A 24209-nucleotide genomic window follows, 5' to 3' on the forward strand; every position below is an offset into this window, starting at 1 on the left:
GTGCCGGCCTCTTCGCGGGGCAAGCCCGCTCCCACAAGTTGAACTGCCAACACTATCCACTGTAGGAGCGGGCTTGCCCCGCGATTGGGCCGCAAAGCGGCCCCGGCAATCTCAGGTCCGGAAACGAGCCACCAGGCCATTCAAGTCCACAGCCAGCCGCGACAATTCAGCACTCGCCGCACTGGTCTGATTCGCGCCCGTAGCGCTCTGCACCGACAGGTCATTGATGTTCACCAGGTTGCGGTCCACTTCCCGCGCCACCTGCGCCTGTTCTTCCGCAGCGCTGGCAATCACCAGGTTGCGTTCGTTGATCTGCGCCACCGCCCCGGCAATGGTATCCAGCGCCAGGCCCGCGCCCCGGGCGATATTCAGGGTCGATTCGGCACGTTCGGTGCTGGTGCGCATCGACTCCACGGCCTCTTCGGTACCGCCCTGAATGCTGCCGATCATCCGCTCGATCTCGCTGGTCGACTGCTGGGTTCGGTGGGCCAGCGCCCGCACTTCATCGGCGACCACGGCAAAACCACGGCCTGCCTCGCCGGCACGTGCCGCCTCGATCGCCGCGTTGAGCGCCAGCAGGTTGGTCTGGTCTGCCAGGCCACGGATCACGTCGAGCACCTTGCCGATATCACGCGACTGTTCGGCCAGGTGGGTGATCAGCTTGGCGGTGGCTTGTACGTCGCCGCTCATGCGTTCGATGGCACCCACGGTTTCCATGACCAGGTCGCGGCCATCGCCAGCCGAACGGCTGGCTTCGCTGGAGGCTTCCGAGGTGCTGACCGCATTGCGCGCCACTTCCTCCACGGCGCTGGTCATCTCTGTGACCGCCGTGGCGGCCTGTTCGATTTCATTGTTCTGCTGCTGCAGGCCACGGGCGCTTTCGTCGGTGACGGCATTCAGTTCCTCGGCAGCGGATGCCAGCTGAGTCGCCGAGCCGGCAATCAGCTGCAAGGTGTCGCGCAGCTTGTCTTGCATGCGGGCCATGGCGCGCAGCAGGCGGGCAGCTTCGTCGGTACCCTCGGCATGGATGACGTGGGTCAGGTCGCCGTCGGCAATCTGCTCGGCGCATCTGAGCGCCGCGTCGATCGGCTTGACGATGCTGCGGGTCAACAGGAGCGCGCAGACAAACGTCAGCACGGTGGCGGCGACCAGCAGGACGATCACCAGAGAGAAGGCCGCGTCATACTGGCTGGCGGCTTTCGCGTTGGTGTCACGGGTCTGCTCGGTGTTGATCCGTACCAGTGTCTCCATGATCTTGTTGATCTGCTCGGAGTTGGCCTGCAAGTCACGGTTGAGGACATCTCTCAGTTCGTCGAGGCGGCCGGCCTGGTTCAGGCTGCGCATGTGCGCCTCTAGCTGGCGGTACTGGTTGAGCGACTGGACGTACTGGTCGTACGCGGCCTGTTCGTCGGCGGCAGTGATCAGCGGCACATAGGCTTCGCGCGCGCGGTCTATCTGCTGGTTGCGCTGGTCCATCAGGTTGAGAATTTCCTGCTGGCTTTGCGGGTCGCGGTTGACCAGCAGGCGGTAGGAGAGGCTGCGCAGGCGCAGGTTCAGCGCGCTTATTTCATCCAGCGTCTTGATGGCGGGGACGCTGACTTGCTCGATGACCAGGCCGGCCTGGCGGATGTTGCCCATCTGCATCAGGGAGAAAATACCGAGGCCGAGCATCAGCAGGCCGATAAGCGCAAAGCCCAGCAGTGCGCGCGGGGCAATATTGATGTTGCGTAATGACATGGAGGGCAGATCCAGGGAAGTGAAGGAGAGGCACCCAGTGCGACAGAATATGTCTCTTTGAGTATCGGTCGTGACCAGTCAGTCTTGAGTGTGCGCCTGGCAAAATTCCGGGCTGGCCCAGGGTGTTCCTGACCGGCGGTTGACCCAGGTCGGAACAAGGGGCCGGTTACCCTGTCAATCTGCGGGTTCGACACGTTGTGAATCCGATATTTAATGGCGACGAGCGGCACTTTTCTTTATCGTGTGCGCCCCTCGCAACAACCTGAGATAGACCCATGCTGGAATCTTCCCTGAATCAAATCGAGCAACTGGTCAACGACCTGCTGCAGAAGAACGCCCAACTCACCGAGCAGAACTCGGCTCTCGGCCAGGAACTGGCCCAGGCCAAGGAAGAGAACGAGACCCTGCAACTGTCGCTGATGGAGCAGGAAGAGAAGAACGGCAGCACCGCCGCGCGCCTCCAAGCCCTGGTCGAGCGCGCCAACGCCGGCGTCGTCGGCGCATGACGCTACGTGCCCAGCCGATCAATGTCGTGTCGATCCTCGGCAACGACTATTCGATCAAGGCGCCTGAAGGCCAGGAAGCGACCTTGGCCCAGGCCGTGCAAATGCTCAATACCGCCCTGGCCCAGACCAAGCGCCAATACCCGACCCTCATCGGCGACAAGCTGCTGGTGCTGGCTGCGTTGAACCTGTGTTCGCGGCAGATCGAACTGCAGGATGAGCACCGCAAGACGCTGGAGCGTACCCAGGCGCAGATAGACGCCACCGTGGACACCATCGTCCGGACTATTGCCGAACAATGACGGGCTGATGCCGAAATTCCTGTGGGAACAGTGCCGTTGTTCTAGATTGCTGGATTAACTGAATACGCAAGTGTATACACTTTCCGCAAAACAATAATTATGCGGGGAGCAGGGGCATGCGTAACTGGCGTAAGAGCATCCAGTGGCAAATGATCACCAGCATGGGCGCTGCCCTGCTGGTGAGCATTCTGGTCGTTGTCATCATTTTCACCGTGGCGCTCAACCGCCTCACCGAACGCTACTTGGTGGGCAGTGCCCTGCCGGCCAGCATCGAAGCCATCCGCAACGATATCGAGCGTATGCTTGGCCAGCCGCTGGTAGCGGCGGCGGACATCGCCGGCAATACGCTACTGCGTGACTGGCTCGCCGCAGGCGAGAACCCCGCGCAGGTGCCGCAGTTCATCGAATACCTCACCGCTGCCAAACAGCGCAATCAGGCGTTCACCACCCTGTTCGTGTCCACCGAAACCGGTCATTACTACAACGAGAATGGCCTGGACCGCACGCTCAGCCGCAGCAACCCGAAGGACAAGTGGTTCTACGGCTACATCGACAGCGGCGCCGAGCGGTTCATCAATATCGACATCGATGGCGCCACCGGCGAGCTGGCGCTGTTCATCGACTACCGTGTGGAAAAGCACGGCCAGCTGGTCGGCGTGGCCGGCATGGGCCTGCGCATGACCGAGCTGTCGAAGCTGATTCACGACTTCAGTTTTGGCGAAAGCGGCAAGGTGTTTCTGGTGCGCAATGACGGCCTGATCCAGGTGCACCCGGATAATGCCTTCAGCGGCAAGCGGCAGTTGGCCGAGCAGCTCGGTGCGGACGCCGCCAAGGCTGTGATGAGCGGGGCGCAGGGCCTGCGCAGCAGCCGCTTCAGCCGTGACGGCGAACGCTACCTGGCGCTCGGCCTGCCTTTGCGCGAGTTGAACTGGACCTTGATCGCCGAGGTGCCGGAGCAGGAAATCTACGCGCAAATGCAGCAGGCGGTGTGGCTGACCAGCCTGATCGGCGGTGGCGTGGCGCTGCTGTCACTGCTGCTGGTAGTGCTGCTGGCGCGCGGCCTGGTACGGCCGATCCGTCGCGTCACCGCCGCGTTGTTGCAGATAGGCAGTGGCGCGGGTGATCTCAGTCAGCGCCTGGACGATACACGCCAGGACGAACTGGGTGACCTGGCTCGCGGATTCAACCGTTTCCTCGACAGCCAGCGCCGGCTGATCGGTGACGTGCTGCAGACTTCCGAACGCCTGCACCGGGCGGTGGAACAGGTGACCGTGGTGGTGGACAACACGGCCGAACGTTCCGGGCGCCAGCAGGAAATGACCGAAATGGTTGCCACGGCCGTGCACGAGATGGGCCTGACCGTGCAGGACATCGCCTGCAATGCCGGCGATGCGGCCCAGGCCTCGCAGGCGGCGCGCGATGAAGCCGTGCAGGCGCGCGAAGTGGTGCGGCGCTCGGTCCAGGGCATCGAGGGCATGTCGGGCGATATCGGCAAGGCGGCCGAGGCTGTGGGCCAGTTGGCCGGTGAAGTCGCCTCGATCGATGAAGTACTCGCGGTGATCCGCAGCATTTCCGAACAGACCAACCTGCTGGCGCTGAATGCCGCCATCGAGGCCGCACGGGCAGGGGACATGGGGCGCGGGTTCGCCGTGGTGGCCGATGAAGTGCGCACCTTGGCGCGGCGCACGCAGCTGTCCACCGACGAGGTGCAGCAGATGATCCAGCGCCTGAAGCAGGGCGCAGGCGTGGCGGTGAGTTCGATGCAGGCCGGGCAGCAGGCCACCGGCAGCGGTGTCGAGTCGAGCCAGCGCACAGGCGCATCGCTGGGGGCCATTACCGAGCGGGTCGAGCATATCAGCGACATGAACCATCAGGTTGCGACGGCCACCGAAGAGCAATCGGCGGTGACCGAGGAAATCAACCGCACGGTGCAGGGGATCTCCGACCTGGCGCGCGAGACGGCGGCGGAGGTGCAAGGCTGTCGCGAAGAGTGTCGGGCGTTGCGTGGGCTGGCCGATGACCTGGCGCGGCAGATGGGTGGGTTCAAGCTCTAAACGGTGTTGGTTTCTTCGCGGGCCGGCCCGCTTCCACGGGTCCTGCACAGTGCTCGAAGGCAGCAGTACCCTGCGGTAGCGGGCGGGCCCGGGGCAGGTCAGGCGCCGATGATGCTGCGGATATCCGCAGCCAGCTCGCGCACTCGCTCTTCCTCGGTATCCCACGAGCACATGAAGCGCGCCCCGCCACTACCGATGAAGGTATAGAACCGCCAGCCCTTGGCCCGCAGCGCTTCGATCGCATGCTCCGGCATCTGCAGGAACACCCCGTTGGCTTCCACCGGGAACATCAGTTCCACACTCGACAGATCGCTGACCAGCGAAGCCAGCAACTGTGCGCAGCGGTTGGCATGTGCGCCGTAGCGCAACCAGGCGCCGTCTTCCAGCAGGCCCACCCATGGCGCCGACAGGAAGCGCATCTTCGATGCCAGCTGGCCTGCCTGCTTGCAGCGGTAGTCGAAGTCCTCGGCCAGATGGCGGTTGAAGAACAGGATTGCTTCACCCACCGCCATGCCGTTCTTGGTGCCGCCAAAGCACAGCACGTCGACGCCGGCCTTCCAGGTCAGCTCGGCCGGGCTGCAACCCAGGAACGAGCAGGCGTTGGAAAAGCGCGCGCCGTCCATGTGCAGGTTCAGGCCCAGCTCCTTGCAGGTGGCGCTGATCGCCCGCAGCTCGTCGGGGCGGTACACCGTGCCTACTTCGGTGGCCTGGGTAATGGTTACCACGCGTGGCTTGGGGTAGTGGATGTCCTGCCGCTTCAGGGCCACTTCACGAATCGACTGCGGGGTCAGCTTGCCGTGGACGCTGGCTGCGGTCAGCAGCTTGGAGCCGTTGGAGAAGAATTCCGGCGCGCCGCATTCGTCGGTTTCGACGTGGGCGGTCTCGGAGCAGATAACGCTGTGGTAGCTCTGGCACAGCGAGGCCAGGGCCAGAGAGTTGGCGGCGGTGCCGTTGAAGGCGAAGAATACCTCGCAGTCGGTTTCGAACAGGTTGCGGAAGTATTCGGCGGCGCGCTCGGTCCACTGATCGTCGCCGTAGGCGCGGTCGTGACCGTGGTTGGCCTTTTCCATCGCCGCCCAGGCTTCGGGGCAGATACCGGAATAATTGTCGCTGGCGAATTGTTGGCTCTTATCTGTCATGACACTGTCCTGTGAACGACGCAGGACAGCACTCTAAACCATTGCTGAAACGGTTGCCTATACAAGCTGCCAGTGCCGGCCCTTCGCGGATAAATCCACCTACGAACGGCGCATGACGTGTAGGCGCGGATTTATCCGCGAAGGGCCGGCATGTGCACCACAAAAGCCAATGTCGTAAACGCGCCATTGCAAGGCGTGCGCAGGCATCTGACCCGCCCCGGCCAGTCATAACATCGCCACAAAGGGTCACAGTGCCCCACGACAAGAAATGTTCGCCGCCGGGAGATACACGATGTTCAGCAAGCAAGACCAGATCCAGGGTTACGATGATGCACTTCTGGCGGCGATGAATGCCGAAGAACAGCGCCAGGAAGACCATATCGAGCTGATCGCCTCGGAAAACTACACCTCCAAGCGCGTGATGCAGGCCCAAGGCAGCGGCCTGACCAACAAGTACGCCGAAGGCTACCCGGGCAAGCGCTACTACGGTGGCTGCGAGCATGTGGACAAGGTCGAGGCGCTGGCCATCGAGCGCGCCAAGCAGCTGTTCGGCGCCGATTACGCCAACGTCCAGCCGCACTCCGGCTCGTCGGCCAACAGCGCGGTCTACCTGGCCCTGCTGCAGCCTGGTGACACCATTCTCGGCATGAGCCTGGCCCACGGCGGCCACCTGACTCACGGCGCCAAGGTGTCGTCCTCGGGCAAACTGTACAACGCCGTGCAGTACGGTATCGACACCAACACCGGCCTGATCGACTATGACGAAGTCGAACGTCTGGCGGTCGAGCACAAGCCGAAAATGATCGTTGCCGGCTTCTCGGCCTACTCCAAGACCCTCGATTTCCCACGCTTCCGTGCCATCGCCGACAAGGTCGGTGCGCTGCTGTTCGTCGACATGGCCCACGTTGCCGGCCTGGTCGCCGCTGGCCTGTACCCGAACCCGATCCCGTTCGCCGATGTGGTCACCACCACCACCCACAAGACCCTGCGCGGCCCGCGTGGCGGCCTGATCCTGGCCAAGTCGAACGAAGAGATCGAGAAGAAGCTCAACGCCGCTGTATTCCCGGGCGCCCAGGGCGGCCCGCTGATGCACGTGATCGCCGCCAAGGCCGTGTGCTTCAAGGAAGCGCTGGAGCCTGAATTCAAGGCCTACCAGAAACAAGTGATCGAAAATGCCCAGGCCATGGCCCAGGTGTTCATCGACCGTGGCTACGACGTGGTCTCCGGTGGTACCGACAACCACCTGTTCCTGGTCAGCCTGATTCGCCAGGGCCTCACCGGCAAAGACGCCGATGCCGCCCTGGGCCGCGCGCACATTACCGTCAACAAGAACGCCGTGCCGAACGACCCGCAGTCGCCGTTCGTCACTTCGGGCCTGCGTATCGGTACCCCGGCCGTCACCACCCGCGGCTTCAAGGTCGCCCAGTGCGTGGCCCTGGCCGGCTGGATCTGCGACATCCTCGACAACCTCGGTGACGCAGACGTCGAAGCCGATGTGGCGAAGAACGTCGCGGCGCTGTGCGCAGATTTCCCTGTTTACCGCTGAGTGGAGCCACACACCATGCAACGTTACTCGGGCTTCGGCCTTTTCAAGCACTCCCTCAGCCACCACGAGAACTGGCAGCGCATGTGGCGCACGCCAACCCCTAAAAAGGTCTACGACGTGGTTATCGTCGGCGGTGGCGGCCATGGCCTGGCCACGGCCTACTACTTGGCCAAGGAGCACGGCATCACCAACGTTGCCGTGATCGAGAAGGGTTACCTGGGCGGCGGCAACACCGCCCGTAACACCACCATCGTGCGTTCCAACTACCTGTGGGACGAGTCGGCGCACCTGTACGAGCACGCCATGAAGTTGTGGGAGGGCCTGTCCCAGGACCTCAACTACAACGTGATGTTCTCCCAGCGCGGCGTCTACAACCTGTGCCACACCCTGCAGGACATGCGTGATTCCGAGCGCCGCGTCTCTGCCAACCGCCTGAATGGCGTGGATGGCGAACTGCTGAACACTGCCCAGGTCGCCGCCGAGATCCCGTACCTGGACTGCTCGAAGAACACCCGTTACCCGATCCTTGGCGCCACCGTACAGCGCCGTGGCGGCGTGGCCCGTCACGACGCCGTGGCCTGGGGTTTCGCCCGTGCTGCCGACGCCCTGGGCGTGGACCTGATCCAGCAGACCGAAGTGACCGGTTTCCGCAAGGAAAACGGCGCGGTCATCGGCGTGGAAACCAACAAAGGCTTCATCGGCGCCAAGCGCGTGGGCGTGGTCACCGCCGGTAACTCCGGGCACATGGCCAGGCTCGCCGGCTTCCGTCTGCCGCTGGAATCGCACCCGTTGCAGGCGCTGGTATCCGAGCCGATCAAGCCGATCATCGACAGCGTGATCATGTCCAACGCCGTACACGGCTACATCAGCCAGTCGGACAAGGGCGACCTGGTGATCGGTGCCGGCATCGACGGCTGGGTCGGCTACGGCCAGCGCGGTTCGTACCCGGTGATCGAGCACACTCTGCAGGCCATCGTCGAAATGTTCCCCAACCTTTCGCGCGTTCGCATGAACCGCCAGTGGGGCGGCATCGTCGATACCTCGCCGGACGCCTGCCCGATCATCACCAAGACCCCGGTCAAGAACCTGTTCTTCAACTGCGGTTGGGGTACCGGCGGCTTCAAGGCAACCCCGGGTTCGGGCAATGTCTTCGCCGCAAGCCTGGCCAAGGGCGAGATGCACCCACTGGCCGCGCCGTTCTCCATGGACCGTTTCTACAACGGCGCACTGATCGACGAACACGGCGCCGCCGCCGTCGCCCACTAACCGGAGACACCGTCATGTTGCATATTTTCTGTCCCCACTGCGGCGAGCTGCGCTCCGAAGAAGAGTTCCACGCCTCTGGCCAGGCGCACATCGCCCGCCCGCTGGACCCCAACGCCTGCTCCGACGAGGAGTGGGGTACCTACATGTTCTACCGTGACAACCCACGCGGTATTCACCACGAACTGTGGGACCACGTTGCCGGCTGCCGCCAGTACTTCAACGTCACCCGCGACACCGTGACCTACGAAATTCTGGAAACCTACAAGATTGGCGAGAAGCCGCAAGTGACCGCCAACGGCAAGCAAAGCAGCGCACCGTCGACCGTCAAAGGCCAAGGGGAAAAAGTATGAGCCAGACCTATCGCCTCGCCAGCGGCGGCCGTATCGACCGCAGCAAGGTCCTTAACTTCAGCTTCAACGGCAAGACCTACCAGGGTTATGCCGGCGACACCCTGGCCGCCGCATTGCTGGCCAACGGCGTCGACATCGTTGGCCGCAGCTTCAAGTATTCGCGCCCACGCGGCATCATCGCCGCCGGTACCGAAGAGCCGAATGCCATCCTGCAGATCGGCTCCAGCGAAGCCACCCAGATCCCCAACGTGCGTGCCACCCAACAGGCACTGTACGCAGGCCTGGTCGCCACCAGCACCAACGGCTGGCCGAACGTCAACAACGACGTCATGGGCATCCTCGGCAAGGTCGGCGGCAGCATGATGCCGCCGGGCTTCTACTACAAAACCTTCATGTACCCGAAATCGTTCTGGATGACTTACGAGAAGTACATCCGCAAAGCCGCCGGCCTTGGCCGCGCGCCGCTGCAGAACGACCCGGACAGCTACGACTACATGAACCAGCACTGCGACGTGCTGATCGTCGGTGCCGGCCCTGCTGGCCTGGCTGCGGCCCTGGCTGCTGCGCGCAGCGGTGCCCGGGTGATCCTGGCTGACGAGCAGGAAGAGTTCGGCGGCAGCCTGCTCGACACCCGCGAAACCCTCGACGGCAAGCCTGCCACCGAATGGGTCAACGCCGTGGTCAAAGAGCTGGAAAGCCTGCCGGAAGTGACCCTGTTGCCACGTGCCACGGTCAACGGCTACCACGACCATAACTTCCTGACCATCCACGAGCGCCTCACCGACCACCTTGGCGACCGCGCCCCGATCGGCCAGGTCCGCCACCGTGTGCACCGCGTCCGCGCCAAGCGCGTGGTGCTGGCCACCGGCGCCCACGAGCGCCCGCTGGTGTACGGCAATAACGACGTGCCGGGCAACATGCTGGCCGGTGCCGTTTCCACCTATGTGCGCCGTTACGGTGTGGCCCCGGGTCGCAAGCTGGTGCTGTCGACCAACAACGACCACGCCTACCGCGCCGCGCTGGACTGGCACGATGCCGGCCTGCAAGTGGTCGCCATCGCCGACGCCCGCCACAACCCGCGTGGCTCGCTGGTTGAAGAAGCGCGTGCCAAGGGCATCCGCATCCTCACCTCCAGCGCCGTGATCGAGGCCAAAGGCAGCAAGCATGTCACCGGCGCCCGCGTGGCCGCCATCGACGTTCAGGCGCACAAGGTCACCAGCCCTGGCGAGACCCTGGACTGCGACCTGATCGCCACTTCCGGCGGTTACAGCCCGGTCGTGCACCTGGCTTCGCACCTGGGCGGCCGCCCGATCTGGCGTGAAGACATCCTCGGCTTCGTACCGGGTGATGCGCCGCAGAAGCGTGAATGTGTCGGCGGTATCAATGGTGTGTACCCCCTGGGCGACGCGATTGCCGATGGTTTCGAAGGCGGCGTGCGCGCAGCCACCGAAGCCGGCTTCAAGGCCACTGTCGGCAGCCTGCCGAAAACCGTGGCGCGCAAGGAAGAGGCCACAGTGGCGCTGTTCCAGGTGCCGCACGACAAGGGCACTGCCCGTGCGCCCAAGCAGTTCGTCGACCAGCAGAACGACGTAACCGCGGCCGCCATCGAACTGGCCACCCGCGAAGGCTTCGAGTCGGTCGAGCACGTCAAACGCTACACCGCGCTGGGCTTCGGTACCGACCAGGGCAAGCTGGGCAACATCAACGGCCTGGCCATCGCCGCCCGTTCGATGGGCATCACCATCCCGGAAATGGGCACCACCATGTTCCGCCCCAACTACACGCCGGTAACTTTCGGCGCGGTGGCAGGCCGGCACTGTGGCCACCTGTTCGAGCCCGTGCGCTTCACTGCCCTGCATGCCTGGCACGTGAAGAACGGCGCCGAGTTCGAAGATGTCGGCCAATGGAAGCGCCCCTGGTACTTCCCGAAGGCCGGTGAAGACATCCATGCCGCGGTTGCCCGTGAATGCAAGGCCGTGCGCGACAGCGTGGGCCTGCTGGACGCCTCGACCCTGGGCAAGATCGACATCCAGGGCCCGGATGCGCGTGAGTTCCTCAACCGCATCTACACCAACGCCTGGACCAAGCTCGACGTGGGCAAGGCCCGCTACGGCCTGATGTGCAAGGAAGACGGCATGGTCTTCGACGACGGCGTGACTGCCTGCGTCGGCGACAACCACTTCATCATGACCACCACCACCGGCGGCGCTGCACGGGTGCTGCAGTGGATGGAGCTGTACCACCAGACCGAATGGCCGGAACTGAAGGTGTACTTCACCTCGGTCACCGACCACTGGGCCACCATGACCCTGTCCGGCCCCAACAGCCGCAAGCTGCTGAGCGAGCTGACCGACATCGACATGGACAAGGAAGCCTTCCCGTTCATGACCTGGAAGGAAGGCAATGTCGGCGGCGTGCCGGCCCGGGTGTTCCGTATCTCGTTCACCGGTGAGCTGTCGTACGAAGTCAACGTGCAGGCCAACTATGCCATGGGCGTGCTGGAGCAGATCATCGAGGCGGGCAAGAAGTACAACCTGACCCCGTACGGCACCGAGACCATGCACGTGCTGCGTGCCGAGAAGGGCTTCATCATCGTTGGTCAGGACACCGACGGCTCGATGACCCCGGACGACCTGAACATGAGCTGGTGCGTGGGCCGCAACAAGCCGTACTCGTGGATCGGCCTGCGTGGCATGAACCGTGAAGACTGCGTGCGCGAGAACCGCAAGCAGCTGGTGGGCCTGAAGCCGGTCGACCCGACCAAGTGGCTGCCGGAAGGTGCCCAGCTGGTCTTCGATCCAAAGCAGCCGATCCCGATGGACATGGTCGGCCACGTCACCTCCAGCTACGTGGCCAACTCCCTGGGTTATTCCTTCGCCATGGGTGTGGTCAAGGGCGGCCTCAAGCGCATGGGCGAGCGCGTGTACTCGCCGCAGGCGGATGGCAGCGTGATCGAGGCGGAGATCGTGTCTTCGGTGTTCTTCGATCCGAAGGGTGAGCGGCAGAACGTCTAAGGCCCCGGATGACGGCGCAGCCTGCTTGCAGTGCTGCGTCGCCCTGACGAACAAGAATACAAGGCAGGTAAGAAATGAGCGCTATCAACGTCTTCCAGCAAAACCCCGGCGCCGAGGCCAAGGCCCAGTCGCCACTGCACCATGCCGACCTGGCCAGCCTGGTTGGCAAAGGCCGCAAGAACGCAGGCGTGACCCTGCGTGAACGCAAGTTCCTCGGCCACCTGACCATTCGTGGCGATGGCCATGACCCAGAGTTCGCCGCCGGCGTGCACAAGGCCCTGGGCCTGGAGCTGCCAGTGGCCCTGACCGTGGTCGCCAACAACGAAATGTCGCTGCAATGGATGGGCCCCGACGAGTGGTTGCTGATCGTCCCGGGCGGCCAGGAATTTGCCGTCGAGCAAAAACTGCGTGCAGCCCTTGAAGGCCAGCACATCCAGGTGGTCAACGTCAGCGGTGGGCAGAGCCTGCTCGAGCTGCGCGGGCCGCACGTGCGCGAAGTGCTGATGAAGTCCACCAGCTATGATGTTCATCCGAACAACTTCCCGGTGGGCAAGGCCGTCGGTACCGTGTTCGCCAAGTCGCAACTGGTGATCCGCCGCACCGCCGAAGACACCTGGGAGCTGGTGATTCGTCGCAGCTTCGCCGACTACTGGTGGCTGTGGCTGCAGGACGCTTCGGCCGAGTACGGCCTGAGCATCGAAGCTTAAGGAGAGCGAGCATGAGTCGGGCACCAGATACCTGGATTCTCACCGCCGACTGCCCGAGCATGCTCGGTACCGTCGACGTGGTGACGCGTTACCTCTTCGAGCAGCGCTGCTACGTGACGGAGCACCACTCCTTCGATGACCGGCTGTCGGGGCGTTTCTTCATTCGCGTGGAGTTTCGCCAGCCGGACGATTTCGACGAGGCCGGCTTCCGTGCCGGCCTCGCCGAGCGCAGTGACGCATTCGGCATGGCCTTCGAGCTGACTGCGCCGAACCACCGCCCCAAGGTGGTGATCATGGTGTCCAAGGCTGACCACTGCCTCAATGACCTGCTGTATCGCCAGCGCATCGGCCAGCTGGCCATGGATGTGGTCGCGGTGGTGTCCAACCACCCTGACCTCGAACCTTTGGCGCACTGGCACAAGATTCCTTACTACCACTTCGCCCTTGACCCCAAGGACAAGCCGGCGCAAGAGCGCAAGGTGATCCAGGTGATCGAGGAAACCGGTGCGGAGCTGGTGGTGCTTGCCCGTTACATGCAGGTGCTGTCGCCGGAGCTGTGCCGCCGCCTGGATGGCTGGGCGATCAACATCCACCACTCGCTGTTGCCCGGTTTCAAAGGCGCCAAGCCTTATCACCAGGCGTACAACAAGGGCGTCAAAATGGTGGGCGCCACGGCGCACTACATCAACAACGACCTGGACGAAGGGCCGATCATCGCCCAAGGCGTGGAGGTAGTGGACCACAGCCATTACCCGGAAGACCTGATTGCCAAGGGACGTGACATCGAATGCCTGACCCTGGCACGGGCGGTGGGCTATCACATCGAACGCCGGGTGTTCCTCAACGCCAACAGGACGGTCGTGCTCTAACAACCTGCACCGGCCATTCGCGGGCAAGCCCGCTCCCACAGGTTATATGCGGCCTTCACAGCTGGCATTCTTCCTGTGGGAGCGGGCTTGCCCGCGAATGGACCAACACAATTTCCCCTGCCGTTAAATGGCATCTCCCTGTCGCTTCCAGTCAGTGCAGGTCGCCGTATCAGGCCCACAATTCCCTGCATTCCAGAAACACATGCCGCCCATGGATGGCGGCGCGATCAACCACCGCTGCATAAATACAAATCAAGCGAGGTAAGAGCATGTCTGGCAATCGTGGAGTGGTATATCTCGGCGCCGGCAAGGTCGAGGTGCAGAAGATCGACTACCCGAAAATGCAGGACCCACGCGGCAACAAGATCGAGCACGGCGTGATCCTGAAGGTGGTCTCCACCAACATCTGCGGCTCAGACCAGCACATGGTCCGCGGTCGCACCACTGCCCAGGTCGGCCTGGTCCTGGGCCACGAAATCACTGGTGAAATCGTCGAGATGGGGCGTGATGTCGAACGCCTGAAAATCGGTGACCTGGTGTCGGTACCGTTCAACGTTGCCTGCGGCCGCTGCCGCTCCTGCAAGGAAATGCACACCGGTGTCTGCCTCACCGTCAACCCGGCGCGCGCCGGCGGGGCCTACGGTTACGTCGACATGGGCGACTGGACCGGCGGCCAGGCCGAATATGTGCTGGTGCCGTATGCCGACTTCAACCTGCTGAAACTGCCTGATCGCGACAAGGCCATGGAGAAGATCCGTGACCTGACCTGCCTGTCCGACATCCTGCCGACCGGCTACCACGGTGCTGTCACCGCTGGCGTAGGCCCGGGCAGCACCGTTTATGTCGCCGGTGCCGGCCCGGTCGGCCTGGCCGCCGCCGCCTCGGCACGCTTGCTCGGTGCCGCCTGTGTCATCGTCGGCGACCTCAACCCGGCCCGTCTGGCCCACGCCAAGTCGCAGGGTTTCGAAGTGGTCGACCTGTCCAAGGACACCCCGCTGCACGAGCAGATCGTCGACATTCTCGGCGAGCCGGAAGTGGACTGCGCCGTCGACGCCGTTGGCTTCGAGGCTCGCGGCCATGGTCACGAAGGGGCCAAGCATGAAGCCCCGGCCACGGTGCTGAACTCGCTGATGCAGGTGACCCGTGTTGCTGGCAATATCGGTATCCCGGGCCTGTACGTGACTGAAGACCCGGGTGCGGTGGATGCTGCTGCGAAGATCGGCGCGCTGAGCATCCGCTTCGGTCTGGGCTGGGCGAAATCGCACAGCTTCCACACCGGCCAGACCCCGACCATGAAGTACAACCGCCAGTTGATGCAGGCGATCATGTGGGATCGGATCAACATCGCCGAAGTGGTGGGGGTTCAGGTGATCAACCTGGATCAGGCGCCGGAAGGCTATGGCGAGTTCGATGCGGGCGTCCCGAAGAAGTTTGTAATCGACCCGCACAAGATGTGGGGCGCGGCGTAACCTCTACATGCAACGCCCCCGCCAGGGGGCGTTGTTGCCATTCATGCCTCTGTGGACGACAGCGGCACGTCATCCGCCACCACCGCCAGTGGTTCGTCCACCACCGGCACGCCGGCCGGCCAGCGGTAGCCGCTGACTCTGCCCAGCTCGAATGCCCTGATATTCACCGCATCGCTCTGATTGCCGCCGAGCACCAGCAAATTGCCATCCACCGTTTTCCCGGTGGCGAAGCCGACATGCCCGCCGCCAACGCGGGTGAAAACGACGATGCAGCCGGTGACCGGGCGTTGCAGCTCAATCCCCCAGTTCAGGTAGGACGTGGCACTCTCGAAACGTGAGGAATGTACGCCCACGCGTTCCAGCATCGCGCCGACGAAGGCTGCGCACCAAGGGGTCTCGTCGTCTTTTATTCCACCGCGCCTTATGTCTTTCCACATCTGTAGGACCTCTGGGTTGTGCTGAACACCGACAACCTCTTCGAGGCCGATATGTTTGCGCGCTTCGTCGAGCCAGGGGTAGTTGCTCATGGGTGGTTTTTCTCGGTTCGCTACAGGTGCAGCCACACTATCGAGCCCCGGCGGGCAGGGGCGGCGGGTAGCGCTGCCCCCGATGATCGGCCCGGAACCAAGCCCTGTTGCGCCAGTCGAATGCCTCGTTTCCCAGGCCATAGCGGCCAATGAGGCTCCTCCGATGAAAGCATTCACCCTGGCAACCCTGATGACCCTGGCTGCAAGCCCGGCGTTCGCCTTCAACCTCGGCGATGCAGCCAATGCCGTCTCTGCCATGCAGACGCAAAAGCAGCAGGGGCAGGTGCAGGCGCCCGAAGCACAGGCCAACCTGCTCAACACCCTTGGCAGCGAGCTGAAGATCACCCCGGAGCAGGCCGTGGGCGGCGCAGGGGCGATGCTGGGGCTGGCGCGCAACAACCTCAGCCGCGATGACTACGGCCAGTTGACCAAGGCCGTGCCCGGGCTCGACCTGCTCTCCGGCGTCAATGCCCTGGGTGGCCTGAGCGGCCTGGGCGCATTGCTCGGCGATAACAGCGAAAACCAGTCGGCCCTGAGCAAGGCGCTGGGCAACGATGTGGAGAACCGTAGCGACCTGGATGCTGCATTCAAGGCATTGGGGATGGATACCGGCATGATCGGCCAGTTCGCCCCGCTGATCCTGCAGTACCTGGGGCAGCAAGGCATTGCCGGTTCTCTTTTGCAAAATCTGGGAAGTTTGTGGGCGACACCGACCACGGTACCAACCGTTTAACGATCGATATCAGCGCTTTCACAGCCGATTGGCCGCACTTCATACAGTTCAGTACCTATCATTTTTGCCAGTTACTTCGCTGCATCGCATTGCTTAGGATCAAGTCGCGTGGGTAAGCCCCGCTTCGATCATCAAGCGGGTTGATGGCGCAAGCCACCTGCCAGCGCTTGATCCCTCATCCGGTCTGATCTTTTATCCGGTGCTCAACACGCCGCCAGGCAAGAACTCCAACATCAATATTCTGTGCACTTTTCCCTTTGATGGAGGTACTGTGAGGTACTGGTACAGGTGCGACGTTGTCGATTCAGTCATTCTTTTATGTCGTGGGTAGCGCTGGCTTGCCCTTGGCGAAGTAGTACCTGTCATCCGCGTGACGATGCCCGCCGATAGAAGTGGAAAAGCAAGCTTCGTGTATGACGCCAGGGATCAAGTCTTCTCAGTGCATCTCGGCGCGCAAGGCCGCGATGCGCTGGTCTTTGTCCATCCACAGCTGGTTCACCCAGGCCTGGACGGTTTGGCGAAACGCCGAATCGTTTTCGTAATCCCCTGCCCACAATGCCGGGTCCAGCTCACGCACCTGGATGTCGATGATAACCCGGTTGATACTGCCATTGAGCAGGTCCCAGAACCCCGGTGCAGAGACGCCGGGATAAACGATGGTCACATCCAGCAGCGCATCCAGCTGTTCGCCCAGCGCCGCCAGCACGAAGGCCACGCCGCCGGCCTTGGGTTTGAGCAGGTAGCGGTAGGGCGATTGCTGCTCGCGGTGCTTGGCCTCGGTAAAACGGGTGCCTTCAAGGTAATTGACCACGGTCACCGGCTGACGCTTGAACAGCTCACAGGCGGCCTTGGTGATTTCCAGGTCCTTGCCCTTGAGCTCGGGGTGCTTCTCGAGGAAGGCCTTGCTGTAGCGCTTCATGAACGGGTAGTCCAGGCCCCACCAGGCCAGGCCCAGCAGCGGCACCCAGATCAGCTCCTTCTTGAGGAAGAACTTGAAAAACGGTGTGCGGCGGTTGAGGCTTTCGATCAGCGCCGGGATGTCGACCCAGGTCTGATGGTTGCTGACGGCCAGGTAAGAAGTGTGCCTGCGCAGGTTCTCGACCCCACGTATGTCCCACTGCGTAGGAATGCACAGGGCGAAAATGGCCTTGTCGATCTCCGACCAGGTTTCGGCCACCCACATTACCGCCCACGAAGCATAGTCACGCCCTCGGCCTGGCAGCACCAGCTTGAGCAGGGCGAACACCAGCAGTGGGCCGATCAGCACCAGGGTGTTGAGCAGCAGCAGGGTGGTGGTGAGGATGCCGGTCAGCAGGCGACGCATAAGGAGACTCTTGTTGTGGGATGAAAACGGTTGGCAATGATAAGCAGGGCCGTGGCCTACGCCAAATTTCCAGTGCCCGGCGGTTGGGACAAATGTTTCACATTATGTTGGTTAGGCTTGTGACAGCGAACCTATCCTGCCAGTGCAGTCTAAGCACTGACACTTCTCAAGGAAGCCTGCCTGTGAAATATCTGTTTGCCATGTTGTCGCTGTTGGCCCTGCCAGCAATGGCTGCCGAGCCGACCCTTTATGGTCGTTATGAAAACATTGCCCTGCCCGAGCTGGGTGAAACCCTGAAGGCCAAGATGGACACCGGTGCCTTCACCGCGTCGCTGTCGGCCAAGGACATCGAAATGTTCACCCGCGATGGCGACGAGTGGGTGCGTTTCCGCCTGGCCACCAAGGACTCGGACGGCAAGGTGTACGAGCACAAGGTGTCGCGCATCAGCAAGATCAAGGCGCGTGCTGACGAGGAAGACGAAGGCGATGGGCCGGAGGTCTCCAAGCGCCCGGTAGTGGACCTGGAGCTGTGCCTGGGTGACATGAAGCGCACCGTGGAAGTGAACCTGGTGGACCGCAGCAGCTTCAACTACCCGCTGCTGGTGGGTTCCAAGGCACTGCGCGAGTTCAAGGCGGCAGTCAACCCGGCGAAGAAGTTCACCGCCGGCAAGCCTGACTGCTGATACCGGTGCTGGCCTCATCACGGATAAATCCGCCCCTGCTATGCCGGCAGGAGCGGATTAATCCGCGATTGGCCGGTCAGGCTGTCGGGGCTGTAGCAACCATCGATGGGCGCTTGGCCACCTCGGCATACCATGCAGCCAAGCCAGGCTGGTGCTCACGCCAACCGAACTCCGGCTGACGCAGGTCCAGATACCCTAGCGCACAGGCCACGCCAATCGCCGCAAGATCGAATCCGGACGCCAGCTCTGCCAGGTGCTGTTGCTCGAGGTTTGCCAAGCTGCGGCGAATCTTCTCGGCTTGCGCTTGCAGCCAGCCATCCCAGCGTTTGTCTTGCGGCCGCAGGAAGCTCTCGTAGCGGCTCGAAACCGCCGCATCCATGATCGCATCCGCCTGGGAGACCAGCGTCATGCGCCGCCAGCGTGCCGAACCCTCACGTGGCAGCAGCGGCTGGCCGACATGTTGCAGGTCGAGGTATTCACAGATCACCCGGCTGTCGTGCAGCACGGTGCCATCTTCCAGGCGCAAGGCCGGGATCTTGCCGATCGGGTTGTCCTGGTTCAGCTGGGGGTCGCCACTGACCGGGCTGATATTCACCGGTTGCAACTTGACCCGCTCCAGCTGGCCGGTTTCGTGCAATACCACCATGACCTTGCGCACGAAAGGCGACAGCGGCGCGTGGAACAGCGTCATCGTGCTCACGCTCAGTTACCCTGCAGGCTGGGTGGCAGGCATACACCGGTACCGCCGATACCGCAGTAGCCGTCCGGGTTCTTGGCCAGGTACTGCTGGTGGTAGGCCTCGGCGAAGTACACGGTCGGCGCCTGGTCGATCTCGGTGGTGATTTCGCCGAAACCGGCTTTGCTCAGTTCGGCCTGGTAGGCGTCGCGGCTGGCCTTGGCCTGTTCCAGCTGTTCCGGGCTGGTGCAGTAGATGGCCGAGCGGTACTGGGTACCGACATCGTTGCCCTGGCGCATGCCCTGGGTCGGGTTGTGCAGCTCCCAGAACATCGCCAGCAGCTCGCGGTAGCTGACCTTGTCCTTGTCGAACACCACCAGCACCACTTCGGTGTGGCCGGTCAGGCCCGAGCAGACTTCCTCGTAGGTAGGGTTCGGGGTGAAACCGCCAGCGTAGCCAACCACGGTGCTGACCACACCTTCACGCTGCCAGAAGCGGCGTTCGGCGCCCCAGAAGCAACCCAGGCCGAAGATGGCGAAGTCGACGTTCTGGAAGAACGGGCCGAGCAGCGGCGTGTCTTTGAACACGTAGTGGAACTCGGGCAACTTCATTGGCGTTTCGCGGCCAGGCAGGGCCTGCTCCGCGGTAGGCATGACATTTTTGTTCACCAGGATTTCCGAACGCAGGACCATGGCCATTCCTCTGTATGTCAGTTGAATTGGGTAAACCCCATCGCGGATGAATCCGCGCCTACGGGAATCGTGCAGGCGTGGCTTTGTCCGCGATGAGGCCCGAATGGGATCTAGTGTGCCCGAGCTTGGCGCTGCTGTCAGGCCAGCGGACCACGCGGATAGCGCTTCAGCCGTTCGGCCAGCTCACGCCCGGGGATTGGCCGGTCGAACAGGTAACCCTGGCCAACGTCGCAGCGGTGCCGGCGCAGGAACGCCAGTTGTTCCGGCGTCTCGATACCCTCGGCCACCACCTTCAGCTTGAGGTTGTGAGCCATGGCCACTACCGCCGAAGTGATCTCCATGTCGTCCTGGTTGTCCGGTATCTCGTTGATGAAGCTGCGGTCGATCTTGAGGATGTCGATGGGAAACTTCTTCAGGTAGCTCAGCGACGAATAGCCGGTACCAAAATCGTCCATGGCCAGGGTCAGGCCCAGGGCCTTCAGCTCGTCCAGCTGGCGGTGGGTGTCTTCGGTGGCCTCCAGCAGCAGGCCTTCGGTCAGTTCCAGCTCCAGCAAGTGCGGGGGCAGGGCTTCTTCCTTGAGGATAGTGCTGATCGACGCCACCAGGTCGGGGTCGGAGAATTGCTTGGGCGACAGGTTGATGGCCACATGCAGGTTGCCCATGCCGGCTTCGCGCAGCTGCTGGCTCATGCGGCACGACTGCCGCACCACCCATTTGCCGATAGGGATGATCAGGCCGGTCTCTTCCGCTACGCTGATGAACTGGTCCGGGCGGATCATGCCGCGCTCGGGGTGGTTCCAGCGCAGAAGAGCCTCCAGCCCTAGCAGGCGACCGCTGCGCAGGCACAGCTTGGGCTGGTAGAACACCTCCAGCTCATTCTGGGTCAGGGCGCGGCGCAGGTTGTTCTCGACGAACAGCTTGTAGCTGGCTTCGGCATTCAGCACCTCGGTAAACACCTGCACCTGGTGCTTGCCGTTGGCCTTGGCCTTGTGCAGCGCCAGGCCGGCATTCTTCATCAGGCTGGCCGGGTCGGTACCGTGCAGTGGCGCGTAGGCCAGGCCCACCGATGCGGTGACGTTGATCAGCTGGTTGTCGACGAACATCGGCTTGTCGAGGGTACGCAGCAATTGCATGGCAACGCCTTGGCCTTCTTCGAGACGGGTATCGTCGAGCAGCACGGCGAACTCGTTACTGGCGAAGCGCGCCAGGATGCCGCCGGTGTGCAGGCTGTTGCGCAGGCGTCGGGCCAGGCTGATCAACAGCTTGTCGCCGGTCTGGTGGCCCAGGCTGTCGTTGATGCGCTTGAAGTTGTCGATGTCCACCAGCAGCAGGCACATGGCGTTTTCGCCGTCACGGGCGAAGCACTCGTCCAGGCTGCGGATGAACGCCGGGCGGTTGCCCAGGTTGGTCAGGTTGTCGGTGTAGGCCAGGCGCTCGATGCGTTGCTGGGCCAGCTTGGTCTGGGTGACGTCTTCGTAGATGCCGATGTAGTGGGTCAGCTCACGGTTGTCGCCGTACACCTTGGAGATCGACAATTGGCCCCAGTAGGGCTCCAGGTTCTTGCGCCGGCTTTTGAATTCGCCCTGCCAGCTGTTGCCCATGGCCAGGCTCGAGGGCGAGTCGAACAGCAATTCGCTGAGGTTCTCCAGGGCCGGTAGCTCACCCAGGTGGCGGCCCTGGACTTCCTCGGTGCTGTACTGGGTGATCGCGGTGAAACTTGGGTTGACGTACTCCACCACGCCGTCGCGGTTGACCAGCAGGAAGGCGCTGGCGCTCTGCTCCACTGCGCGCTGGAACAGGTGCAGGGCACTGGCCGCAGCGCGCCGGTTGTGGTTGGTGATGACTTGGGCGAACTGGTCGGCCAGCTCGCCGGCAAAGGCAATTTCGTCCGACTGCCAGGCCCGCGTCTGGCCGGTCTGCTCCAGGCACAGTACGCCAACTACCTGGCCATCAACGCGAATGCTGGCATCGAGCATGGCCTTGTTCGCCGAAAACAGGCTTTGCGCCAGCGCGCGGGTGCGCGGGTCGTGGCCGGCATTGTGGGCATCGATGGCGCGGCTGGCATGCAGTGCGTCGAGGTAGTCGGGGAAGCGGCTGGCATCGATGGCTTCGGGCTGGCGATGCGCTTGTGCATCGCGGTACCAGGCAGTGATCGGTTCCAACTGCTGGCCGTCCAGGTGCCAGATGCTGGCGCAGTCGACCTTGTAGATTTCACAGGCGCTCTGGGTGATCAGCTGGGCAGCCTCCAGCAGCGAATTTCCGCCGCTGTAGCGCTGGCGGGCCAGGCGCAGGATCAGGTCCTGCTGGCCGCGTACCCGCTCCAGGTGCTCGAGTTGTTCCTGTTGCGCGCGCTGGTTCAACTGTAGGGCCAGTTGCAAGCGGTTGTTGCGCGATTCCAGGTCACTGGCCCCGGCTTCGCCGCTCTCTTCGGCATGGTCATCAAGCACGCTGAGGTAGCCACGCACCAGTTGGCGGTTGTGCTGCTTGTAGGTTTCCCCCACCTCCAGCAGGCGTAGCGGTGCCGTTGGCGTGTGCAAGGTGTAGCGCACGCGGTAGTAGCCGCGCTGGGCCAGCTGCAGCTGGATCTCGTCGTGCAGCCGGTAGCGGGCTTCGGGCTCCATCAGGCTGGCGTAGGGAGCATCGACCAGGGCGCACAGGTCGCTGGCGTGCAAGCCGAACTGGCGTTCGCAGGCTGGGTCCAGGTAGAGCATGGCCCAGGTGGCTTCGTTGAGCCTTTCGAAACGCAGCATGCCGAGCCGCGAGGGCACGGGTAACTGCGTGACGACCTCGGCCGCCACACGGCTGGCGGCATCGGGTTGGCTTTTCATCGAAGACTCGCTTGAAGAAGGGACGCGGCCTATGGGCAGCGGCTGATCTGGCAAGGTTGCATCATGTCCAGGGGGCTGGCAAGCCGCCATATGTGATGCTGTGTACGGGTTATCGGCTTGTGGGCTGGAATCTGTAGTTCGTCTTGATTGTTTCGGCGCTCGATCGCACAGGCGCAAAACGTTTATCGCCAGGCAAAAAAAAGCCCCGCCAATCGACGGGGTTGAGGTACGAGCGTGGCAGCTCGAAAAGGGTACCGCCCCTCGCCGTGAGGGGCAGTGTGCAACGTTACAGCAGCATGGTGCGGATATCGCCCAGCACGTCGCCCAGACGCTTGGTGAAGCGCGCGGCGGCAGCGCCGTTGATTACACGGTGATCGTAGGACAGCGACAGCGGCAGCATCAGCTTCGGCTGGAAGGCCTTGCCGTCCCAGACCGGCTGCATGGTCGCCTTGGAAACGCCCAGGATAGCCACTTCCGGCGCATTGACGATCGGCGTGAAGCCGGTGCCGCCAATGTGGCCGAGGCTGGAGATGGTGAAGCAGGCGCCTTGCATCTCGTCGGCCGACAGCTTCTTGGTGCGGGCTTTTTCAGCCAGCGCAGCGGCTTCGGCAGCCAGTTGCAGCAGGCTCTTCTGGTCGACGTTCTTGATTACCGGGACCAGCAGGCCGTCCGGGGTGTCCACGGCGAAGCCGATGTGCACGTACTTCTTGCGGATGATGGCCTTGCCGCTTGGCGCCAGCGAGCTGTTGAAGTCCGGCAGTTCCTTGAGCAGGAAGGCACAGGCCTTGAGCAACAGTGGCAGCACGGTCAGCTTCACGCCAGCTTTCTCGGCCACGGCCTTCTGCGCCACGCGGAAGGCTTCCAGTTCGGTGATGTCGGCGGAGTCGAACTGGGTCACGTGCGGCACGTTCAGCCAGCTGCGGTGCAGGTTGGCGGCACCGACCTGCATCAGGCGGGTCAGGGCGACTTCTTCCACTTCACCGAACTTGCTGAAGTCCACGGCCGGGATCGGCGGGATGCCGGCACCACCGGTTGCGCCGGCGGCGGCCGGAGCTTCCTTGGCCTTCTGCATCATCGCCTTGACGTAGACCTGCACGTCTTCCTTCAGAATGCGGCCGTGCGGACCGGTGGCAGCAACTGCGCCCAGGTCGACACCGAATTCACGGGCCAGTTGGCGAACCGCCGGGCCGGCGTGAACCTTGGCGTTGCTGCCGGCAGCCGGTGCACTGGCAACCGGAGCAGGGGCAGCAGCAGGGGCAGCAGCAGGGGCAGCTGCCGCAGCTGCGGCAGCCGGAGCCGCCTCAGCCTTGGCCGGGGCAGCATCGCCACCCTTGGCCGCAGCCGCTACATCTTCACCTTCTTCGGCAAGAATGGCGATCAGTGCGTTGACCTTGACCGCATCGGTTCCAGCCGGAACCACGATCTTGGCAACAACGCCTTCATCGACAGCTTCCACTTCCATGGTTGCCTTGTCGGTCTCGATTTCAGCGATCACGTCACCGGAGGTAACCTTGTCGCCTTCTTTCTTGAGCCACTTGGAAAGCGTGCCTTCCTCCATGGTCGGGGAAAGTGCAGGCATAAGAATTTCAATAGGCATGGATTCTTTCTCCCCGGATCAGAGCAGAATATCGGTGTAGAGCTCGGATACATCCGGCTCCGGATCGTTCTGGGCGAAGGCGGCACTGTCGGCAACGACGTCACGGACATCCTTGTCGATAGCCTTGAGTTCGTCTTCGCTTGCCCAACCCTTTTCAAGGAGTCGTGCCTTGACCTGTTCGATCGGATCCTGC

General features: G+C 63.0%; 21 protein-coding genes and 2 pseudogenes. 13 read left to right on the plus strand and 10 right to left on the minus strand.

The window, feature by feature from the left end; all coding sequences use genetic code 11:
* Positions 1 to 111 precede the first annotated feature (111 nt).
* Positions 112 to 984 (minus strand): methyl-accepting chemotaxis protein, encoded by an 873-nt coding sequence (locus B4L76_RS24280; RefSeq protein WP_414707170.1) that lies wholly within the window; start codon positions 982 to 984, stop codon positions 112 to 114.
* Positions 967 to 1737, minus strand: a pseudogene (locus B4L76_RS24285) (MCP four helix bundle domain-containing protein); the annotation flags it as partial. The pseudogene B4L76_RS24285 and the gene B4L76_RS24280, both read right to left, overlap by 18 nt.
* Before the next feature lie 275 nt (positions 1738 to 2012).
* Here B4L76_RS24285 and B4L76_RS06255 point away from each other — a divergent pair.
* The 4 genes and pseudogenes from B4L76_RS06255 to B4L76_RS24295 all read left to right on the plus strand — a co-directional run bounded on the left by B4L76_RS06255 (position 2013) and on the right by B4L76_RS24295 (position 4596).
* Complete coding sequence (locus B4L76_RS06255) at positions 2013 to 2243, plus strand: hypothetical protein (RefSeq protein WP_085626185.1); 231 nt, start codon at positions 2013 to 2015, stop codon at positions 2241 to 2243.
* On the plus strand, positions 2240 to 2542 hold the full coding sequence (locus tag B4L76_RS06260; protein WP_170027875.1) for a cell division protein ZapA: 303 nt from the start codon (positions 2240 to 2242) through the stop codon (positions 2540 to 2542). The genes B4L76_RS06255 and B4L76_RS06260 overlap by 4 nt, the downstream gene beginning before the upstream one ends.
* 161 nt (positions 2543 to 2703) lie before the next feature.
* A pseudogene (locus tag B4L76_RS24290) lies at positions 2704 to 3732 on the plus strand (HAMP domain-containing protein); the annotation flags it as partial.
* 135 nt (positions 3733 to 3867) lie between these two features.
* A complete protein-coding gene (locus B4L76_RS24295) occupies positions 3868 to 4596 on the plus strand; it encodes a methyl-accepting chemotaxis protein (protein WP_414707171.1) in 729 nt (242 codons plus the stop codon).
* Between the two features lie 98 nt (positions 4597 to 4694).
* Here B4L76_RS24295 and B4L76_RS06270 read toward each other — a convergent pair whose 3' ends face one another.
* Positions 4695 to 5735: a threonine aldolase family protein gene (locus B4L76_RS06270; protein ID WP_296231243.1), complete on the minus strand. Its 1041-nt coding sequence runs from the start codon at positions 5733 to 5735 to the stop codon at positions 4695 to 4697.
* Positions 5736 to 6027: 292 nt separating this feature from the next.
* Between B4L76_RS06270 and B4L76_RS06275 the strand changes: the two genes are divergently transcribed.
* From B4L76_RS06275 to fdhA, 7 genes are all read left to right on the plus strand, one after another.
* Positions 6028 to 7281: a serine hydroxymethyltransferase gene (locus B4L76_RS06275; RefSeq protein ID WP_296231244.1), complete on the plus strand. Its 1254-nt coding sequence runs from the start codon at positions 6028 to 6030 to the stop codon at positions 7279 to 7281.
* Positions 7282 to 7296: 15 nt separating this feature from the next.
* Positions 7297 to 8547 carry a sarcosine oxidase subunit beta family protein gene (locus B4L76_RS06280; RefSeq protein WP_296231245.1) on the plus strand — a complete coding sequence of 417 codons (1251 nt, stop codon included), beginning with the start codon at positions 7297 to 7299 and terminating at the stop codon, positions 8545 to 8547.
* 14 nt (positions 8548 to 8561) lie between these two features.
* Positions 8562 to 8897, plus strand: coding sequence for a sarcosine oxidase subunit delta (locus tag B4L76_RS06285; RefSeq protein ID WP_170027881.1), 336 nt, complete (start codon positions 8562 to 8564; stop codon positions 8895 to 8897).
* Complete coding sequence (locus B4L76_RS06290; RefSeq protein ID WP_296231248.1) at positions 8894 to 11911, plus strand: sarcosine oxidase subunit alpha; 3018 nt, start codon at positions 8894 to 8896, stop codon at positions 11909 to 11911. The genes B4L76_RS06285 and B4L76_RS06290 overlap by 4 nt, the downstream gene beginning before the upstream one ends.
* 74 nt (positions 11912 to 11985) lie before the next feature.
* Positions 11986 to 12618 carry a sarcosine oxidase subunit gamma gene (locus tag B4L76_RS06295; RefSeq protein ID WP_296231249.1) on the plus strand — a complete coding sequence of 211 codons (633 nt, stop codon included), beginning with the start codon at positions 11986 to 11988 and terminating at the stop codon, positions 12616 to 12618.
* A gap of 11 nt (positions 12619 to 12629) precedes the next feature.
* Complete coding sequence (purU, locus tag B4L76_RS06300; protein WP_198757337.1) at positions 12630 to 13487, plus strand: formyltetrahydrofolate deformylase; 858 nt, start codon at positions 12630 to 12632, stop codon at positions 13485 to 13487.
* A 269-nt stretch (positions 13488 to 13756) separates the two neighbouring features.
* On the plus strand, positions 13757 to 14956 hold the full coding sequence (fdhA, locus tag B4L76_RS06305) for a formaldehyde dehydrogenase, glutathione-independent (RefSeq protein ID WP_051095434.1): 1200 nt from the start codon (positions 13757 to 13759) through the stop codon (positions 14954 to 14956).
* 41 nt (positions 14957 to 14997) lie between these two features.
* On the opposite strand, the gene B4L76_RS06310 is transcribed toward fdhA, so the two are convergent.
* Complete coding sequence (locus tag B4L76_RS06310) at positions 14998 to 15483, minus strand: TIGR02594 family protein (protein WP_296231253.1); 486 nt, start codon at positions 15481 to 15483, stop codon at positions 14998 to 15000.
* A 163-nt stretch (positions 15484 to 15646) separates the two neighbouring features.
* On the opposite strand from B4L76_RS06310, the gene B4L76_RS06315 reads away from it, so the two are divergent.
* Positions 15647 to 16216 carry a DUF2780 domain-containing protein gene (locus tag B4L76_RS06315; protein ID WP_296231254.1) on the plus strand — a complete coding sequence of 190 codons (570 nt, stop codon included), beginning with the start codon at positions 15647 to 15649 and terminating at the stop codon, positions 16214 to 16216.
* Between the two features lie 436 nt (positions 16217 to 16652).
* Here B4L76_RS06315 and B4L76_RS06320 read toward each other — a convergent pair whose 3' ends face one another.
* Positions 16653 to 17540 (minus strand): acyltransferase, encoded by an 888-nt coding sequence (locus B4L76_RS06320; protein WP_296231255.1) that lies wholly within the window; start codon positions 17538 to 17540, stop codon positions 16653 to 16655.
* 182 nt (positions 17541 to 17722) lie between these two features.
* Between B4L76_RS06320 and B4L76_RS06325 the strand changes: the two genes are divergently transcribed.
* Positions 17723 to 18223 (plus strand): ATP-dependent zinc protease, encoded by a 501-nt coding sequence (locus B4L76_RS06325; protein ID WP_296231256.1) that lies wholly within the window; start codon positions 17723 to 17725, stop codon positions 18221 to 18223.
* A 76-nt stretch (positions 18224 to 18299) separates the two neighbouring features.
* Here the strand turns inward: B4L76_RS06325 and B4L76_RS06330 are convergent, their stop codons facing one another.
* The 5 genes from B4L76_RS06330 to B4L76_RS24300 all read right to left on the minus strand — a co-directional run bounded on the left by B4L76_RS06330 (position 18300) and on the right by B4L76_RS24300 (position 24199).
* Positions 18300 to 18923 (minus strand): glutathione S-transferase, encoded by a 624-nt coding sequence (locus tag B4L76_RS06330; RefSeq protein ID WP_296231257.1) that lies wholly within the window; start codon positions 18921 to 18923, stop codon positions 18300 to 18302.
* Between the two features lie 2 nt (positions 18924 to 18925).
* Positions 18926 to 19591: a peptide-methionine (S)-S-oxide reductase MsrA gene (msrA, locus tag B4L76_RS06335; protein ID WP_296231258.1), complete on the minus strand. Its 666-nt coding sequence runs from the start codon at positions 19589 to 19591 to the stop codon at positions 18926 to 18928.
* 137 nt (positions 19592 to 19728) lie between these two features.
* Entirely contained in the window at positions 19729 to 22419 is a 2691-nt protein-coding gene (locus B4L76_RS06340) for a putative bifunctional diguanylate cyclase/phosphodiesterase (RefSeq protein WP_296231259.1), read from the minus strand.
* A gap of 286 nt (positions 22420 to 22705) precedes the next feature.
* A complete protein-coding gene (gene aceF / locus B4L76_RS06345) occupies positions 22706 to 24016 on the minus strand; it encodes a dihydrolipoyllysine-residue acetyltransferase (RefSeq protein WP_349679069.1) in 1311 nt (436 codons plus the stop codon).
* 18 nt (positions 24017 to 24034) lie between these two features.
* Positions 24035 to 24199: a thiamine pyrophosphate-dependent enzyme gene (locus B4L76_RS24300; RefSeq protein WP_414707172.1), complete on the minus strand. Its 165-nt coding sequence runs from the start codon at positions 24197 to 24199 to the stop codon at positions 24035 to 24037.
* Between the last annotated feature and the right edge of the window lie 10 nt (positions 24200 to 24209).

This window comes from Pseudomonas sp. UBA4617 (assembly GCF_002386445.1).
Taxonomy (GTDB): domain Bacteria; phylum Pseudomonadota; class Gammaproteobacteria; order Pseudomonadales; family Pseudomonadaceae; genus Aquipseudomonas.

Coding starts and splice junctions, on each gene's coding strand:
- B4L76_RS06340 (WP_296231259.1), bottom strand. CDS start 22,419: ATGAAAAGCCAACCCGATGCCGCCAGCCGTGTGGCGGCCGAGGTCGTC.
- B4L76_RS06275 (WP_296231244.1), top strand. CDS start 6,028: ATGTTCAGCAAGCAAGACCAGATCCAGGGTTACGATGATGCACTTCTG.
- B4L76_RS06285 (WP_170027881.1), top strand. CDS start 8,562: ATGTTGCATATTTTCTGTCCCCACTGCGGCGAGCTGCGCTCCGAAGAA.
- B4L76_RS06270 (WP_296231243.1), bottom strand. CDS start 5,735: ATGACAGATAAGAGCCAACAATTCGCCAGCGACAATTATTCCGGTATC.
- aceF (WP_349679069.1), bottom strand. CDS start 24,016: ATGCCTATTGAAATTCTTATGCCTGCACTTTCCCCGACCATGGAGGAA.
- B4L76_RS06255 (WP_085626185.1), top strand. CDS start 2,013: ATGCTGGAATCTTCCCTGAATCAAATCGAGCAACTGGTCAACGACCTG.
- B4L76_RS24295 (WP_414707171.1), top strand. CDS start 3,868: ATGGTTGCCACGGCCGTGCACGAGATGGGCCTGACCGTGCAGGACATC.
- B4L76_RS06290 (WP_296231248.1), top strand. CDS start 8,894: ATGAGCCAGACCTATCGCCTCGCCAGCGGCGGCCGTATCGACCGCAGC.
- B4L76_RS06260 (WP_170027875.1), top strand. CDS start 2,240: ATGACGCTACGTGCCCAGCCGATCAATGTCGTGTCGATCCTCGGCAAC.
- B4L76_RS06280 (WP_296231245.1), top strand. CDS start 7,297: ATGCAACGTTACTCGGGCTTCGGCCTTTTCAAGCACTCCCTCAGCCAC.
- B4L76_RS24280 (WP_414707170.1), bottom strand. CDS start 984: ATGGCCCGCATGCAAGACAAGCTGCGCGACACCTTGCAGCTGATTGCC.
- purU (WP_198757337.1), top strand. CDS start 12,630: ATGAGTCGGGCACCAGATACCTGGATTCTCACCGCCGACTGCCCGAGC.
- msrA (WP_296231258.1), bottom strand. CDS start 19,591: ATGGTCCTGCGTTCGGAAATCCTGGTGAACAAAAATGTCATGCCTACC.
- B4L76_RS06320 (WP_296231255.1), bottom strand. CDS start 17,540: ATGCGTCGCCTGCTGACCGGCATCCTCACCACCACCCTGCTGCTGCTC.
- B4L76_RS06315 (WP_296231254.1), top strand. CDS start 15,647: ATGAAAGCATTCACCCTGGCAACCCTGATGACCCTGGCTGCAAGCCCG.
- B4L76_RS06295 (WP_296231249.1), top strand. CDS start 11,986: ATGAGCGCTATCAACGTCTTCCAGCAAAACCCCGGCGCCGAGGCCAAG.
- fdhA (WP_051095434.1), top strand. CDS start 13,757: ATGTCTGGCAATCGTGGAGTGGTATATCTCGGCGCCGGCAAGGTCGAG.
- B4L76_RS06310 (WP_296231253.1), bottom strand. CDS start 15,483: ATGAGCAACTACCCCTGGCTCGACGAAGCGCGCAAACATATCGGCCTC.